This window comes from Sphaerochaeta sp. UBA5836 (genome assembly GCF_002432845.1).
Classification (GTDB): Bacteria; Spirochaetota; Spirochaetia; order Sphaerochaetales; family Sphaerochaetaceae; genus Sphaerochaeta.
The window spans coordinates 45,487-45,709 of the sequence record NZ_DJGW01000107.1; the positions used below are offsets into that span (position 1 = coordinate 45,487).

1 protein-coding gene is annotated in these 223 nt (G+C 52.9%); it reads right to left on the bottom strand.

Translation table 11 applies throughout. The features are described 5' to 3' along the window. A partial coding sequence (locus tag B3F49_RS10630; protein WP_349681285.1) for a phosphatase PAP2 family protein occupies positions 1-208 on the bottom strand: 208 nt, incomplete at its 3' end. Positions 209-223 lie beyond the last annotated feature (15 nt).

Genomic DNA, 223 nt, shown 5'->3' on the forward strand with positions numbered 1-223 from the left:
GCATCCCCACCACAGGTCCTGCCAACACGGTAGGAGCATCTGCATCTCTCTTGAGCAACTGATGGGTTATATAGGGGCCAAGAAAACCAATTGCAGACCCCATGGCAGCGCCGGCAAGCACATCTTCCAGATAGTGATTGCCGCTGACCACCCGAAGCGTAGCAGTAGTGGCAGCCAAAATCCAAGTTGTTGCACTAACGACCTTCATGGTAGTTGAATCAGG